General features: G+C 54.8%; 18 protein-coding genes and 1 tRNA gene. 10 read left to right on the top strand and 9 right to left on the bottom strand.

Translation table 11 applies throughout. The annotated features are described in order from the left end of the window. Nucleotides 1-2: 2 nt before the first annotated feature. Genes ACR0AA_RS02815 through ACR0AA_RS02825 form a run of 3 tightly spaced genes read right to left on the bottom strand, consistent with a single transcriptional unit; the run spans nucleotide 3 to nucleotide 2,237 of the window. Nucleotides 3-719, bottom strand: coding sequence for an RlmE family RNA methyltransferase (locus ACR0AA_RS02815; protein WP_170424660.1), 717 nt, complete (start codon nucleotides 717-719; stop codon nucleotides 3-5). 52 nt (nucleotides 720-771) lie between these two features. After that, complete coding sequence (locus ACR0AA_RS02820; RefSeq protein ID WP_480660283.1) at nucleotides 772-1,128, bottom strand: hypothetical protein; 357 nt, start codon at nucleotides 1,126-1,128, stop codon at nucleotides 772-774. Next, nucleotides 1,125-2,237 (bottom strand): Ppx/GppA phosphatase family protein, encoded by a 1,113-nt coding sequence (locus tag ACR0AA_RS02825; RefSeq protein ID WP_480660281.1) that lies wholly within the window; start codon nucleotides 2,235-2,237, stop codon nucleotides 1,125-1,127. Before ACR0AA_RS02825 ends, ACR0AA_RS02820 begins: the two co-directional genes overlap by 4 nt. A 241-nt stretch (nucleotides 2,238-2,478) precedes the next feature. Between ACR0AA_RS02825 and ACR0AA_RS02830 the strand changes: the two genes are divergently transcribed. From ACR0AA_RS02830 to ACR0AA_RS02850, 5 genes are all read left to right on the top strand, one after another. Next, complete coding sequence (locus tag ACR0AA_RS02830) at nucleotides 2,479-2,775, top strand: virulence factor (protein WP_480755390.1); 297 nt, start codon at nucleotides 2,479-2,481, stop codon at nucleotides 2,773-2,775. A gap of 26 nt (nucleotides 2,776-2,801) precedes the next feature. Continuing rightward, nucleotides 2,802-3,728, top strand: coding sequence for a methylenetetrahydrofolate reductase (locus ACR0AA_RS02835; protein ID WP_480755391.1), 927 nt, complete (start codon nucleotides 2,802-2,804; stop codon nucleotides 3,726-3,728). 9 nt (nucleotides 3,729-3,737) lie between these two features. After that, nucleotides 3,738-4,793 (top strand): methyltetrahydrofolate cobalamin methyltransferase, encoded by a 1,056-nt coding sequence (locus tag ACR0AA_RS02840; protein WP_480755392.1) that lies wholly within the window; start codon nucleotides 3,738-3,740, stop codon nucleotides 4,791-4,793. Between the two features lie 130 nt (nucleotides 4,794-4,923). Further along, nucleotides 4,924-5,751, top strand: coding sequence for a polyphosphate kinase 2 family protein (locus tag ACR0AA_RS02845; protein ID WP_480755393.1), 828 nt, complete (start codon nucleotides 4,924-4,926; stop codon nucleotides 5,749-5,751). 78 nt (nucleotides 5,752-5,829) lie between these two features. Continuing rightward, nucleotides 5,830-5,903, top strand: a tRNA-Gly gene (locus ACR0AA_RS02850). A gap of 101 nt (nucleotides 5,904-6,004) precedes the next feature. Here ACR0AA_RS02850 and ACR0AA_RS02855 read toward each other — a convergent pair. After that, on the bottom strand, nucleotides 6,005-6,130 hold the full coding sequence (locus ACR0AA_RS02855; RefSeq protein ID WP_480660272.1) for a hypothetical protein: 126 nt from the start codon (nucleotides 6,128-6,130) through the stop codon (nucleotides 6,005-6,007). Further along, nucleotides 6,131-6,442, bottom strand: coding sequence for a helix-turn-helix domain-containing protein (locus ACR0AA_RS02860; protein WP_480660271.1), 312 nt, complete (start codon nucleotides 6,440-6,442; stop codon nucleotides 6,131-6,133). A 586-nt stretch (nucleotides 6,443-7,028) separates the two neighbouring features. Between ACR0AA_RS02860 and ACR0AA_RS02865 the strand changes: the two genes are divergently transcribed. Both ACR0AA_RS02865 and ACR0AA_RS02870 read left to right on the top strand, forming a co-directional pair. Next, nucleotides 7,029-7,652 carry a terminase small subunit gene (locus tag ACR0AA_RS02865; RefSeq protein WP_480755394.1) on the top strand — a complete coding sequence of 208 codons (624 nt, stop codon included), beginning with the start codon at nucleotides 7,029-7,031 and terminating at the stop codon, nucleotides 7,650-7,652. After that, a complete protein-coding gene (locus ACR0AA_RS02870; RefSeq protein WP_480755395.1) occupies nucleotides 7,649-7,843 on the top strand; it encodes a hypothetical protein in 195 nt (64 codons plus the stop codon). The genes ACR0AA_RS02865 and ACR0AA_RS02870 overlap by 4 nt, the downstream gene beginning before the upstream one ends. Before the next feature lie 216 nt (nucleotides 7,844-8,059). Here the strand turns inward: ACR0AA_RS02870 and ACR0AA_RS02875 are convergent, their stop codons facing one another. From ACR0AA_RS02875 to ACR0AA_RS02890, 4 genes are all read right to left on the bottom strand, one after another. Next, nucleotides 8,060-8,593 (bottom strand): adenylate/guanylate cyclase domain-containing protein, encoded by a 534-nt coding sequence (locus ACR0AA_RS02875; protein WP_480755396.1) that lies wholly within the window; start codon nucleotides 8,591-8,593, stop codon nucleotides 8,060-8,062. Further along, the gene (locus ACR0AA_RS02880) at nucleotides 8,475-9,386 is read right to left on the bottom strand and encodes an alpha/beta fold hydrolase (protein WP_480755397.1); all 912 of its coding nucleotides are present in this window, start codon (nucleotides 9,384-9,386) and stop codon (nucleotides 8,475-8,477) included. The genes ACR0AA_RS02875 and ACR0AA_RS02880 overlap by 119 nt, the downstream gene beginning before the upstream one ends. 297 nt (nucleotides 9,387-9,683) lie before the next feature. Continuing rightward, entirely contained in the window at nucleotides 9,684-10,514 is an 831-nt protein-coding gene (locus ACR0AA_RS02885; protein ID WP_480755398.1) for a class I SAM-dependent methyltransferase, read from the bottom strand. A gap of 136 nt (nucleotides 10,515-10,650) precedes the next feature. Further along, a complete protein-coding gene (locus ACR0AA_RS02890; RefSeq protein ID WP_480755399.1) occupies nucleotides 10,651-12,561 on the bottom strand; it encodes a DUF3604 domain-containing protein in 1,911 nt (636 codons plus the stop codon). A 230-nt stretch (nucleotides 12,562-12,791) separates the two neighbouring features. Here ACR0AA_RS02890 and ACR0AA_RS02895 point away from each other — a divergent pair, with 230 nt between their 5' ends. The 3 genes from ACR0AA_RS02895 to ACR0AA_RS02905 form a co-directional block, all read left to right on the top strand. After that, complete coding sequence (locus tag ACR0AA_RS02895) at nucleotides 12,792-14,129, top strand: DUF3300 domain-containing protein (RefSeq protein WP_480660252.1); 1,338 nt, start codon at nucleotides 12,792-12,794, stop codon at nucleotides 14,127-14,129. Nucleotide 14,130: 1 nt separating this feature from the next. Beyond that, nucleotides 14,131-15,021 carry a DUF2950 family protein gene (locus ACR0AA_RS02900; RefSeq protein WP_480660250.1) on the top strand — a complete coding sequence of 297 codons (891 nt, stop codon included), beginning with the start codon at nucleotides 14,131-14,133 and terminating at the stop codon, nucleotides 15,019-15,021. Nucleotides 15,022-15,107: 86 nt separating this feature from the next. Further along, on the top strand, nucleotides 15,108-15,288 hold a 181-nt coding region (locus tag ACR0AA_RS02905; protein WP_480755400.1), incomplete at its 3' end, for a transposase.

Raw genomic sequence — 15,288 nt, forward strand, 5'->3', positions numbered from 1 at the left:
TTTCAGCCGCGAAATCCCGTCGCGACCACGAACTTTTCGGAACTGTCCGACCGTGATGCGGGGGGTTTAACATTCGCGACCTTGTCGAACTTCTGCTTCAACAGTTTCTGCAGATCGCCCTCGGCACCGCCTGCCAGAACCTTCGCGACAAACGTGCCGCCTTCATCCAGAACATCAAACGCGAAATAGGCAGCTGTTTCGCACAGGGCCATAATGCGCAGGTGGTCGGTTTGCTTGTGCCCGGATGAGGCCGCCGCCATGTCCGACATAACCACATCGGCCTTGCCGCCCAGCCAATCCTTGACCTTCACATCGGCGTCGTCTTCCATGAAATCCAGAACATGCGCTTCGGCACCGGCCACGGGTTCAACCTCTTGCAGGTCCACACCCAGTACCGTTCCGATGCGCTTACCCGACTTCTCACCCAGAGCATTGACGCGTTTCACTGCCACCTGCAGCCAGCCACCCGGGGCACACCCCAGATCGACCACGCGCGCGCCGGGAACGAGAAAACGAAACTTGTCGTCCAATTCCAGAATCTTATAGGCCGCGCGCCCGCGATACCCCTCGGCCTGGGCGCGCTTCACATAGGGGTCGTTCAACTGCCGCTCGAGCCAACGGGTCGAGCTGAGCTTGCGCCCGCGCGCTGTTTTGACTTTCACCTTCAGGTCGCGTTGGCCACGGCCCGAGGTGTTTTTGCCACTTGGTGTTTTGGCCATAGTTGGGGTCTCCTGAAGACTGCAAGGCGTCTATCTGTTCGCCGAAAGGGTATCAAGCCGATGATATCGGTGCATCTTTCAATAGCAAATCCGGCCAAGGAGAAGAAACGCCGCAGAATAGCCACCCCAGCCCATTCAATGCTCTGTCGCCAAGGGTGCTGTTTTCCATAGAGTTTTCTGAAAAACTCTTCAGCAACGCCAAGGCGTCTGGCATCTGGGCCGCTGGTACAGCGATGGATATACCACCGATGCCCAGCGCGAAGTGAGGAAAATTGTTTGCGATATGAAAGCCGGGGCAAAAAACGTCAAACCCAGCAGCCTCCAGGGTGCATACAGTAGTAGCTGCTGTGGACGAGCGATAGGCGATGGCAATTGTTGAAAGCGGCATATCGAATGCGGCCTTTGTCAAAACGGTCCGTCTTCCAACACGCCGTCCGCGCTCATCTGTGCATAAAGCAGGCCTTCGCGCAGCCCCCGGTCCGCCACAGAAAGGCGGTCGGTGGGCCAGCACCTTAACAGCGCCTGCAGAATGGCCGAGCCGGACATGATCAGCGCCTGCCGGTCATCCCCAATCCGGGGATCACGGCGTCGACCCTGCGGGCCGAGTTCCAGATACCCACGTATGACTTTGTCAATCTGATCACTGGTCATGCGCAGGCCGTCCACCTTGGTCCGGTCATAGCGCTTTAACCCCAGATGTGAGGCCGCAACGGTCGTGACAGTCCCACTAGTTCCTACGATCTGGAACCCTTCGCGGGCCTGTTCGTCCTTGTAGGGCGCGAAATCGGCGAGGTTTTCTTCGAAAAACCAGCTCATCAGGGCAAAGCGAGCGGAGTCGTTTTCGACGTCGTGGAATTGGTCTCGTAAAGTCGCAACGCCCAAGGGAACGCTGATCCAATCCACCACCTTAGCGGCAGGAAAGGGGCTTTCAGCGGGATGGAATCCATTGTGTAACCGCATGATTGCCGCTGGACGGTCGCGGCGTGGAACCGATGAGATGTCGATCCAGACCAATTCGGTGGATCCACCACCGATATCGACGACGAGCAACTGTTCGGTCTTGGTCGAGACGAGTGGTGCGCACGAGATGACGGCCAGACGCGCCTCTTCCTCGGGCTGGATGATCTCCAGCGTCAGACCTGTTTCGCGTTTCACCTGTCGGATGAAATCCCGCGAGTTTTTCGCGCGACGGCAAGCCTCGGTCGCGACCAGGCGCATCCGCCTGACTTTGTTGCGTTTCAGCTTTTGCTGACAGATGCGCAGCGCCTGAATGGTGCGCGCCATCGAAGACCTGGACAAACGTCCGGTCCGTTCCAAACCCGCGCCCAACTGCACGGACTTGGAGAAGCTGTCTACCACATGGAACCCGCTGCCCTTGGGCTGGGCTATCAACATGCGGCAGCTATTTGTCCCCAAATCCAGCGCCGCATACAACGCATCTGGATCGGGTCTTGCTGGCGCGGGGCTTTCGACCGCCTTCGGGAACGCGCCCGCACCTCTGGGACGCTTGGGCGCCATCTTAAACGCCCTCCGTTTTTCGAGTTACCCCGACCATAGGTCGCGCGATTGCGTCGTGCAAGACGCTCATTAAAGTGATGAGAATTTTGATGTGCGCGTTTGATGAAGAGTTCGTTACAAGCCCTGTATCCCATCGTGGGCAAAAAGGTCGCTGGAAATGCGCCGTGTGTCGAAATTCGACCGACTTGCCCCCACATAGACGTTTAGAACCGGTCCATCTGGTTAGGAGGAATCAAAGTCAATGCCTGACGTCACCATCGTATACTGGCGCGACATTCCAGCCCAAGTCATCGTCGGCAAAGGCCGCCGTGGCGCAAAGCGGCAGTTGGAGGAGCGGTTTGAGCAAGCCATCGACCGTGCGGCCATGAAGGTGAACGCCAAGGACAGCGATGCCTATCTGGCCGAATGGCGCAAGGCCAAACCCTTTGCAGTCGAAGGCGAACCGTCCGAGATTGCCGAGGCCGAAGCCACGCGTCTGGAAACGGAGTACGATCAGGACCGCATCAAAGCGCTGATCGCCAATGACGGTTGGGCATGAGCCCCAGATCTATATGGGAGGCCGCAATGGCTTTGCTGAACTTCAAAAAACGTGATGCGGTCGAAAACGGCCCTGTAAACCCGACCGTCGAAGCCTTTTTGCAAGGCTATTCGATCGAGGTGATGCCGCGCACCGCCGAAAAGGTCGAAGATTTCCGCGCGCTGCTGCCCGAAGGCACCCGCGTCTACATTGCCCATATCGAAGGCACGCCGATCGAGGACATGGTCAAGACCGCCAAGCGGATCGCGGACGAAGGTTATCCGGTCATGCCGCACTTCCCGGCGCGGATCATCAAGGACGCCGCGACGCTGGAAAACTGGATTTCCATGTACCAAGGCGAGGCAGGCGTTGATCAGGCTCTGCTGTTGGCCGGTGGTGTCGCAAAACCGCACGGCGATTTCGACAGCTCGATGCAGCTGTTGGAATCCGGTTTGTTCGACAAGGCGGGTTTCAAGCGTCTGCATGTGGCTGGACATCCGGAAGGAAACAAGGACATCGATCCCGACGGTTCGACCAAGAACGTCGACGACGCTCTGCGCTGGAAACAGAAGTTTTCGGAAACCACAGACGCCGAAATGGCATTGGCCACTCAGTTCGCGTTTGATGCCAAGCCGATCATCGCTTGGGCCGACAGCCTGAAAGAAGCAGGTATCGACATCCCGGTTCACATCGGTATCGCAGGCCCAGCCAAGCTGCAGACATTGATCAAATTTGCCATCGCCTGTGGCGTCGGCCCGTCGCTGAAGGTTCTGCAAAAGCGCGCGATGGACGTGTCCAAGCTGCTGCTGCCTTACGAGCCGACCGATGTGATCACCGAACTGGCGAACCACAAGGCGGCCAACCCGGATTTCAACATCACCAACGTGCACTTCTTCCCGCTTGGCGGCATCAAGACCAACGCCAACTGGGCTATCAACAACGGCGGCGCCTCGGCAAAGCCTGTAAACTCCTAAGGATCGGACATGACCCGTACAGTCGTAGAATCAAAAACAAAAACCGCCGTCCTGGGCTTTGACGAACCCTTCTGCGTGATCGGTGAGCGGATCAATCCGACCGGGCGCAAGAAACTGGCTGCAGAGTTGGAAGCAGGTGATTTCTCGACCGTTGAGAAAGACGCGCTGGCCCAGGTTCTGGCCGGTGCAACCGTCCTGGATATCAACGCGGGCGTTGTTTACAACTCGAACCCCAACCCGAACGAAACCGAGCCGCCGCTGATGCGCAAGATCGTTGAGCTGGTGCAAGGGCTGGTTGACGTGCCGCTGTGCATCGACTCGTCGGTTCCGGGTGCGCTGGAAGCTGGCCTTGATGCGGCCGAAGGCCGTCCTCTGCTGAACTCAGTGACAGGTGAAGAAGAACGTCTGGAACTGGTTCTGCCGCTGGTCAAAAAGTACAACGTTCCGGTTGTTGCGATCTCGAACGACGACACCGGCATCTCGGAAGACCCCGATGTCCGCTTTGATGTCGCCAAGAAGATCGTTGAGCGTGCAGCCGATTTCGGTATCCCCGCGCATGACATCGTCGTTGACCCGCTGGTTATGCCGATCGGCGCAATGGCGACCGCTGGCCAGCAGGTTTTCGCTCTGGTCCGTCGCCTGCGCGAGGAACTGGGCGTGAACACCACTTGTGGTGCGTCCAACATCTCGTTCGGTTTGCCGAACCGCCATGGCATCAACAACGCCTTCCTGCCGATGGCAATGGGTGCTGGCATGACCTCGGCGATCATGAACCCGGTGGCTCTGCCGATCACGCAGAAGAAGATTGCCGAGAAGAAAGAGGCCGTTGCAGCCGCTGGCGTCATTCTGCCCGAAGGCATGGATGACGAAGCCTTCGTGCAGATGTTTGGTCTGGGTTCGACCAAGCCGCGCGCCGGTAAGGAAATGGAGGCCATCCGCGCCGCCAACCTGCTGACCAACAATGACCCGCACGGCGGTGAATGGATCAAGTTTAACAAAGCTCCGGATGAAGCGGGTGCTGCTGCTGGTGGACGCCGCGGTGGAGGCCGTCGCCGTCGCGCCTGATCCAACAGCTTATCCTAACGACAAAGGCCGGGCATTTTTCCCGGCCTTTTTCATATTGATGCCGATCAACGTCGGATCCTGATATGTTTGCGAAACTGATTGCATGTTGCAACAAAGGTCAGGAGCGAAGATGGGCAAGCATCATCCACCAAAGCTGGCAGACGCTGATCTGGATAAGCGTTTAGGTAAAAATGAGTATTTCGAGAATCTGGTCGAACTACAGGCCCAACTTACACTGATCCAGCAGGCGTTTCTATTCCACGGTGTAAAGGGCGTCATCGTATTCGAAGGCTGGGACGCGGCAGGTAAAGGCGGAACGATCCGCAGGATCAGCCAGGCTCTGGACCCTCGCAGCTTTAAGGTTTGGCCAATTGGTGCCCCGCGTAATTACTATCTGAACCGCCACTACTTGCTGCGCTTTTGGGAGCGACTGCCGCCAGAAGGCGCGATATCAGCGTTTGACCGCAGTTGGTATGGACGGGTTCTGGTTGAGCGCCTCGAAAAGCTGACCCCAGAAGAACGCTGGCGTGCCGCGTATCAGGAGATCAATGATTTCGAACGCATGATGGTGGATGACGGAACCCGCATCGTAAAGCTGTTCTTTCACATCTCACCAGACGAGCAAATGGCGCGGTTCACCGAGCGCCTGCACAACCCAATGAAGCGGTGGAAGCTGACCTACGAAGATTTCCGTAATCGCAAAAAATGGGATGAGACAGAGGTAGCCGTCGATGAAATGCTGGCGCGAACGTCTACGGATATTGCGCCCTGGCATGTGGTTCCAGCCAACAACAAGAAATACGCTCGAATCAAAGCAATGCGGGCAATTGTTGATGCATTCTCAAAGGACATCGATCTGAACCCTCAGCATTTGGACAATCGCACTCTGGAGGCCGCGCGTCAGGTGTTGGAAGTCGACCAGGAGCTAATAGACAGTCTGCGTGCCCGGACGGAATAGCCCGATAGAGCAGGGCGATTTTTCCTGCTTCGACGGCTTGAAGTCAGCAACCGTGGGATGTTATTCGTGCCCGGCGCGGCGGGTATGATGTAATGGTAGCCTGTCAGCTTCCCAAGCTGAACGCGCGGGTTCGATTCCCGCTACCCGCTCCAAATAATCCACCTAAGAACTTAAAATAGTTTTATTAAGAAATGTGGCGACCTAAGGTACCCTATATTTGAATTGTGATACCTGTCAATCAGGCAGCCTTTCCTTAGATCAGGCTTTCCAGTTCAGCAAACTTCACCAGATTGACGCCTGTGCCCCGGTGCATCTTCAATTCGCCGTTTTTTCGGTGCGTAAGATCGGTTGATCCGATTGGCATCGGTGTATAGAACATTCACTTTTTATCCAGGGCGGACCCCTTAGCTACTTTCGCCCATTCGAGCCAAGCTTTTCGCTGTTCGGGGGAAAGGGCGCGGAACGCCTCGAGAAGAAGCGCCTCGTCGTCTTTGTCAGGTGCGCTGAAATCAACAAGCTCAGTTGGCTCCACATCAAGGGCCGCGGCAACAATAGCCTGCTTCTTAGTGGTGAGTGGACGTGTCCCCTTTTCCAATTGCGCCAAATAAGAACGAGACAAATCAACCTTCACCGCAAGTTCGTCCTGAGTAAGCCCTTTGGCTTGCCGGATTTCTTTAATGCGTATTTTCATGATCGATCTTTGGAGCCATTGTGGAGCCCGAATTGGCGGGTTTTATCGGGTTTGCTGTGCGGTGAATCGCATCTGCCTTGGAACCTGTCAATTGCGCCTTGTGGGTGGTTGCTTAGTATCGGTTGAGAGCTGCAGGTTCGGCGAACTTTGTTGGGGGATGATCCGTTTGATGAGTGCCATTGCCACTCCTTGCTGCATTGGTGGATCGCAAGCTCAGGGTTAGGCACTTTCTCGATCAATGACCTTTTCCATGTGTGTTCTCCTTGATCTCATCTAAATGGTAAACATGTCGCAAATTGCAACAACAAAGTGAGCAATGTGGGAGGTAAGTGATGTTCAAAAAGGTCAGCCGAATGGTCAGGAAAGGACCAAAACAGAGGTCAGGTAACTAAATGAATCAAAAAATATCAGTAATTCAGGAAATCATGGAGTGGTCCGGTCCGAGGTCGGCCAAAGGTCACTAAAGAAAGAAATAAACAAATACATTGGTGGTGGTAGGATTGCCGTGTTTACATATTGTTGCTTAAAGCAGAATGTGCACCAATTCTGCGGACGATTTTGATGTGCAAGAAGCACCGCCCCCGGAATGAGCAGCACAACCGACAATCCAGCCTTGGTAGACACAACCTGGCTCGATCGATTCGACCTGAACCCGCGTCAGCGGGCCTTTGTGCTTGACTACCTTGCTGATCCGAATGGGAAAAAGGCTGCAATCAGCGCTGGATACGCAAAAGGATCAGCGGAAGTCACCGCATCCAAACTGCTAAGCAATACTAAGGTCGCCCGCGCCATCGCTGAGGGCCGCAAACAGGTCGAAAGCAAGGCAATGCTCGAGGCAGTGGGCATTGTAAACCTCTGGACCCAAATAGCCACCGCAAACCCTAACGAGCTTACACAGCACATCATCGCGCCCTGCCGCTACTGCCACGGCATCTACCACCGCTACCAGTGGAAATCAGAGCGCGAGTTCACAGAAGACAAGGCCCGCGTGGTGTTCTCTCAGCTCCACGACGAGAGAGAGCGACGTTGCCATGTCAGGCACAATCGAAGATCCGCGCATCCCCGACGATGCAGGTTCCTACGGTTATCGTCACACAGGCCCGCCAAACCCCGATTGTCCCGAGTATGTTCCGGCACGGAAACCAAATCACCCGCATGGCCGACACACGTAGGCTCGGTGCAACCGCGCGCCTCTAGTTCGATGGCGTGAAGGAATCCAACCAGGGTATCCAAATCAAGGTGGAGGACTGTGCCAAGGCTCTAAAGAACATCGCCAAGCACCTGGACATGTTCGCGGGCGAGGTCGATCCGGAAGAGGCCAGCCCGCTGGGCCGCCTTGTTCAGCGCATGATGGGCGCAGGCAACGCAGTGCCCGTCAATCCCGGCAACGAAAGCCTCTAATCGTACAGCGGCAAAGCCCCGAATACGGAATTGCAAAGTCTAGTTGTGAATGCCCGCTTCGGGCTGACTGCGGTCCTTTGTTGTAAAAATGCGAATGGCTGAAAAGTCCGCATTGCAGTCATTGAGCGGAATTGAGCGAGCGTCTGCCTCGAGCCCAAGGCTGACAATCGGATGCCGTGGTAAAGACCAGTAGGCAAAGCCAGTGTTCCGAGTTGTTTAGTTCGTGGGGCTGACCGCGTGCAGTCTCCAAGAATTTGGAACGCCCTTCAACTCGTGCTCACCGCGGTCTTGAAACTCGAACGGCGCACCAAGCATCAGTTGCCGCGTGAGATCGGAGGCCAAAACCTGTCCTTTCTGGGCTTGGCCCATCACCCGCGCTGCTATGACCACGCCAAGGCCGCTGATATCCTCGCCGCGAATTTCAATCTCACCAGTGTGAGCGCCGAAGCGGGCGTTAAGGTCGATCGCAGACAATGCTTCTCGTAAAGAACCAGCGCAGGCCAGCGCACTTGTAGGAGAACTGAACGTTGCCAGCACGCCGTCGCCGGTGAATTTCACCAGATGACCACCGTGTCGAGAGATCTGTTTTGCGCAGATTTCATCGTGGCGGTTCATCAGTTCGCGCCAACTCTCATCTCCGATGCGTGCTTGTTGCGAGGTGGACGCAACGAGATCTGAGAACAGAACGGTAGCAAGGGTGCGCTTGGGTTGGGTCGTCGCCGGTGACAAACTCGACGATTGCGGCCGCATAGCTGTCCACGTCGCCTTCCCATGGCACATGCTCGTGGCCGGGTATGGTTTTGTACTTAGTGGATGGCATCAAACGCAGAAAATCCTGGGCACAATCAGCCCCGTTGGGTTCTTCGAGTTCGCGATGTATGACCAAAGTAGGTTGTGAAATAGACGGAAGCAATTCCCGGATATCTATCCGGGCAGCCAATTCGAACAGGTTGGCGACTGTAGTAGGGGTCGCGCTCATCCTTTGGAAATGCGCCCATGCTTCTTGAGCTTCAGCATCGTCCTCACTTGGGCCGAAAGCCGAGAATGGGTGAGGTTTATAGAGCTTCCCCCAATTCTCGCGGAACTGTTTCAACGCGATTTTAAGGCTTTCAGGGGTCAGGTAACCGCGTGTTAGACGGCCTTGAGCGTACCCACCGCACAAAGCCAGACGTTCGACGCGCTCGGGGCGCATCGCGGCATAGACACAGGCAAGTGAGGCCCCCTCGGAGAAAGCAATGACCGTTGCTGAGGTTATTTCAGTGACATCCATCACGGCCTCTATATCCATGACACGCTCTTCAAGGGTCGGTGTCCCTTGAATGCGGTCTGACATGCCGTTGCCACGCTTGTCGAATGTAACCAATCTTCCCACCGAGCTGAGAGCTGTCATCCACTGCAGATAGCCCGGATTTTCCATGGACGCTTCCAGATGCGAAATCATTCCGGGGACCAACACAAGATTGCGCGGCCCATCGCCCCAAACTTGATAGGCGATGGATAGCCCGTCGCTTTCGGTAAAAAGGGTCTCCACATTGGCAGTCATGCGCCCCTCCCAGTCGTTCTCTGGCCAATCCTCCGCCCATGTTTTCAATGTGGTTCGCGACGGAGCCAGCGCATGATCATTTTGAAGTTCGAACGGCCTATCGGTCAATGATCTCTTTGGTTGAGCGTAACGTGCGTCATGCCTGGATTGTAATAGTCAGGATAAAAAAACTGGAGGTCTGCATTGTCCGTACAGCAAACCTTGGCGCTTCACAGCGCTTGGTTCGCGATCCGCCGCTAAGCTGAAGTCTGATAAAATCGCTCAGATGACCGCGTTGGGCCCAGATTGGATACAAAGTTAGACGGGTAAACGTGCGTGAATCTCAATCGGGGCTATCAATCCGCCTTCTATATTTCGAACCATGTGTTGAACCTTCAGCGCTGTGTCATCGCCCATGATTAGATGTAGACCAAGGGGTGGAGGACCATCTGCACGGCTTTGCGCGGCCGCCAAATCTGCAAAGAACTGTTTGGCAAATGCAGTGCGGTCGATCCGGTCGCTAACCTCGAAACCAACGGAGTTCAACGCCGCCTCATATGTCTCCGGTGGTGCCAGCGCGCTCTGCTCAGAAGAAGAAGCCCAGGGAGCCGGATAATCCATGTGTCCTACTCCGACCTGCATCACATCGTAAATTGCAAAGATGCCCCCTGGCTTGAGAACCCGTTTCGCTTCCTGCGCTACGCCCACTTTATCCTCAATGTTCATACCTACGTGGATCATATACGCGGCGTCCATGGACTCAGCTTCTAGCGGCAAATCGAGCACGCTGCCTTCGAGGAGTTGAACCCTATCTGATAAACCGGTCCATTCGGTAAGGGCGCGTCCGGTCTCCACAAACTCTGCGGTCAAATCAATGCCGGTTACGTTCGCTCCAGTGACCGCCGCGATATAGCGTGCTGGACCGCCGAGACCACATCCCAAGTCGACAACCTGGCTTTCGGGCGAAAGGTCTAGAGCTTTCACAAAAGGTTCGGTCGCAAGGCGCCCGCCAATGTGAAACTCGTCAACCGGAGCCAACGCGTCATGAAAAAATGGCGGGGTTAAGTCCATAGCTGCGCAACCGTCAGAAATCCGTTTAAGCAAGTGTCCGGAGTGGTAATGGCGCGCAACTTCATCGGGATTGGTCAATTCGAAGCCCCCCTAATCAGTGCTGGTAGATTACACACGGTGATCCTGTATGTCATCTTTGTGCGCTCAGCAGACGTTCAAGAAATGTAGGCGCACGTTTGCCGGAGCCCAATGCGGACCAACTACGTGGCACAAACTACCGCGTTGGTTCGTACCAGATCGGCGATGTGTAGGCGCGTTCTTGGGTAGTCAATGGGACGCCTTCAGGCATTTGTATTCGGAATTTCACAGCATCATATGCTGTCCAGCGTGGGGTCGGAATTTCGATGACACGGGCATAATAGAACGCGCTTTCCGAGGGGTCGAAATCTGGGTCTTTCCACACGGCTCCTAGCTCAGAGGCTCCAATTGTGTTGGTCCAAGATGGGATTGCGAGGTCGACGGTGGTTCCTACGGATGGCAGCTTCCCTTGGGCATTTGGTTCGCGAGCTCCAGACCAAGCCACGTCATATACTTTCTCCTGTTGTTGGCCTTCTGCATCCAACCAACCCTTTATGATTTGTATGCGATCCAGGTTTGCTCCCATTGGATCGCGAAGCGCATAAATCAGAAAGGAAGGATCACCTGTCCCTTTACCAAGATCACCACCCATCGGCACGCCTTTGGTGTAACCCACCAGTGCTAAGTCCCGCCGCAAGGCATCCTCTTCGGTAAATGAATATCCTCCGAACATACGGACGCGCATTCGAGATCCTGTAGTTGCGTAGGTTTCACGCCGATGCATCGCATCCCAAATGGCTTCTCGGGAATTCTCCTGCGCCCATACAGCTGTCAGACCGCCAGTAATGTATTGCGACGAAAGCAGCGCAACTGTCCCGTCAGCATAGTTCTTGCTGACATGTTGGCTGCGCTCTTCGCTGGGCTCGTACCCGGTGAATTTTCCGAAGAAATTATCGTTGTCTGGTGCTGTCAAACCTGTGTGCGTGTCACTGGCTCCTCCCATACCAAACTTGAAAGGATTCACCCCCAAAGTCTTTTGTAGGGACAGCCCTCGAAGCAACCCGGATCGTGCATACTCGCCGGGTAACATTTCCGGATCTTTCGGAACCGAAGCATCCAGATTTCCGTAGTCCCAAGTCTCAAAGTCAGCAAATTCGTCGTCAGGTGACAGGTAAGGGTGGGCTTCACCATCCCCCTTTATCTGCGTTGGTTCGTACAGCCTTTCCCATTTGTGTCGCGCTTCTGCATATGCGGGATCTAACGGCACCCCATCCGCAAAGTCATCGACTAACGGGAACATCCAGCCGTTAGACAAGTTCCCATTGTGTGGAATAGCAAGAACACGCCCGCCTGTCGTTTGCTCATAGTTCTCCAACCACTTCCAAAGATCACGAGGGTTAGGTGAGCCCATAGGTGGCGTTGTTGTATAAGGCAGTATCTGTCTTGCGAGCTCAGGGCCGTCGCGAAAGATCACATTTCGGTGCAAATTGTTCCCTGCAACGAGAGATGTCCATTCATAAGCGATGAAGGTGCTGAACACGCCGGGGTCATTGTATTCCTCCGCGGCATCGATAATTTCGTCCCAAACACGGGCATACGCGGGATTGCCCGGTTGGTAGTTCAGCGCAGGGGAAACCTGTCCTTGAGCAAAAGCCGCTGTAAGCTCGAGCGCAGCCGCCAAGGCGGCTTCCCCGCCTTTATTGAACTCTTCATGGAAATACCTGCCTTGTTCATCCGCCAATATGTTTGGAGCGCCCCCAATTATATCGGTGATCGCACCCATCGCATCTGAGTGATCTGTAATCATGAAGAAGTCGAGCGGTCTCGACAATTTCACAGGTTGACCCGTATTCGACACAACTTCTTCGCCACGCGCAAATCGATATGCGTCACGCGGCATGAGGCGCGTACCGCCTCCACCAGCATCCCCTGAAAGACCAGTATGAACGTGGGTGTCACCAAAATAGACTTGAGTTGGATACGCGCGTTCGGCGTAGGGCGAATAAGGTCGACCGGCAGGACCGGAAAGACCTGACGGATTTATTGCATCCTGGGCTAAGACCGGGCTTCCCAAAATGAGCGCCGTTGGCAAAACATAGCGAAACAATTTTTCCTCCTTATATGGAAGCACCATAACACAACTCTGATCCGGAACTTATTCCGACTGAATTCGAATGCCTGCAAAGTCCGTGCAGAGAACGACCGCTTTGAGGCCAAAGTGAATGCTCGCCCAGATTTTATTGGATGGTCGAAACTAGATCAAAACCATCTCTTTTGCGGTCCGGTTGCCAGAATCGCAATCTTAGGTGATCTTTGGATAAATTGAAGGATCGCAATATGTTTAGATATCTAATAATTGCTCTCAGTTTTGCCACATCTACTGCCCTCTTTGCGCAAGAGGCTTCTGATGAAGCCATTGAGACGGAAGAGGCCTCGGCGACTTCATCAGACCTACTAACGGACGCAGAGCTGCAGACATTAGTCGCTCCGGTGGCTCTTTACCCCGACACGTTACTCATACAGATATTTGTCGCCGCAACTCAGCCACTGGAGATTGTAAAGGCAGAGCGATTTTTGCTGGACAACACTGACCGCAAGCCCGTCGAGCTTGAACCGGAAATCGAAGCCATGGGCTGGGATCCTTCCGTCACCGTATTGGCGACAGCCTTCCCGGAAGTCGTCGGTCAAATGGCCACTCATATCGATTGGACCGAGACGGTAGGAACCGCCATGCTGGCCCAATCCGATGATGTGATGAGTGCTGTTCAAGTAATGCGGGATCAGGCGATTGACAGCGGCGCTCTTGTTTCAGGGCCCGAGCAAACTGTCGAGGTAACTGATAAGGAAACTGTTGTAATTACTCCGACACAGCCCGAAACAGTTTACGTCCCGCAGTATAATCCTGAGACTGTCTATACTGGCCCCTCGACCGGAGATGTTGTGGGCGCGGCTTTGCTGACTTTTGGAGCCGTGGCTCTAATCGACGAGATTTTCGACGATGACGACGATTGGTATGACTATTGGGGATGCCGAAACTGCGGCGGCTGGGGTGGTGGCCCGATTTACAGAAATCCAGACATCGACATTGATGTCGATGGCAACGTCAATATCGGTAATGATATAGATCTGGGTGACCGAACGGATATCGGATGGAAACCCGATCCTGACCGTCAACAGGAGGCCCGAGACAAAATTGCCGATCACAAAAGACCTGAAGGTGGTCGTGGCGATTTGCCGGTTAACCGCCCCGAAGGTCGTACTGATGAACTGCGCGCTAAGTTGAGCCGCGAGTCCGGTGCTACAGACATTAGCCGGGACCGTGCGGCTGCTGCGGCCGCAGTCGGCGCAGGTGCAGGGGCTGTTGCTGGCGGTGCTCTGGCAAACCGGAGCAAAGGGAACAAGTCGCTGCCTCAGGTGAACCGGGGTATTGTCGATCTGGACAAAGCTGCCGCGAAACAACAGGCAATCGATCGTACCAAACGTCCGGATGCGGCGAAAAAACCTGTCGCGCAAAGGCCGCAGACCGCCAAGAGGCCGCAAGCGAAGAAAGCCGCAACCACCCAGCGCAAGCCAGCGGCGTCCAAGGGGCAAGCGATGAAGAAAAATGCGTCCGGCAGCAGAACACATAGCGCGTCCAAGCGTGGGCACTCTGCCAAGGGCAAGCGGAGAAGGTAACATGCTTAGATCGGCACTTTCAGTATTGTTGATAGCAGCGACCACAAGCCCGGCGCTGTCGGACATAGCGCGTTTTGATACTCCTCAAACCGCACTGGACGCATTTGTTGAGGCGTTGAAGGCCAGCGATCAGAGTAAGCTACTCGCAATTTTCGGACCCGAAGCCGAAGATTTGATTGGAACGGGTGACCCAGCGGAAGATCAAGAAAGACGGCAAGAAGTGCTCAGCATGTACGCTGAAGGGTACCGTTTTCAGCCAGAGAGTGATGGGGTTGTACTTCTTCTCGGTGAAGACAGTTGGCCCTTTCCGATCCCAATTCTTCGAGCAGACGACGGTTGGCGCTTTGACTTGGAAGCTGGAATCGAGGAACTCTCAGCCCGCGAAATCGGGTTGAATGAATTGGAAGTGATCGAATTGCTTGAAGCCTATGTTGATCTTCAAGCCGCATTCCGCCTTGAGGATCACAACGGTGATGGCGTCATGGAATTCGCACAGACGATCATTTCCGATCCAGGAACGCGAAACGGTCTTTTCTGGCCAGAAGACGACAGCTTCGTTGGTGCAGCACTTGCCCGAGCCGCCGCTTACGGGTGGAGCGACGGCGAGGTCGACTATGAAGCCGAACCATTCTTAGGGTACTATTACACGATCTTGCAGGGTCAGGGACCGAATGCACCTGGAGGTGCCTATTCCTACTTTGTCGGTGATCATTTCATAGCGGGACATGCCTTGCTGGCAGTACCTTCCGAATATGGGGAAACTGGAATCCATTCCTTTCTGGTCAGCGAAAACGGCATAATCTACGAAGCGGATTTTGGCCCGGATACATCCAATATTATAGGTGAAATCACCACTTACGATCCCGACGCTAATTGGTTACCAGCAGAGTAATACTTGATTGATAACGATACTTAACGTCGTGACCCATTGGTTTCCGTTTTGCGGCGTGATTCACGGTTCAAAAACGAGCGGTGAACATGTCTGATCTCTTCTGGCTTACGGATGCGCAAATGGCGCGTCTGGAACCCTTCTTCCCGAAGCCCCATAGCAAGCCGCGCGTCGATGACAGGCGTGTGGTGAGCGGGATTATCTTCATCAATCGCAATGGTTTGCGGTGGCGGGATGCCCCTGCTGCCCATGGACCGCACAAGACGCTGG

The organism is Ruegeria sp. CE8 (genome assembly GCF_056537465.1).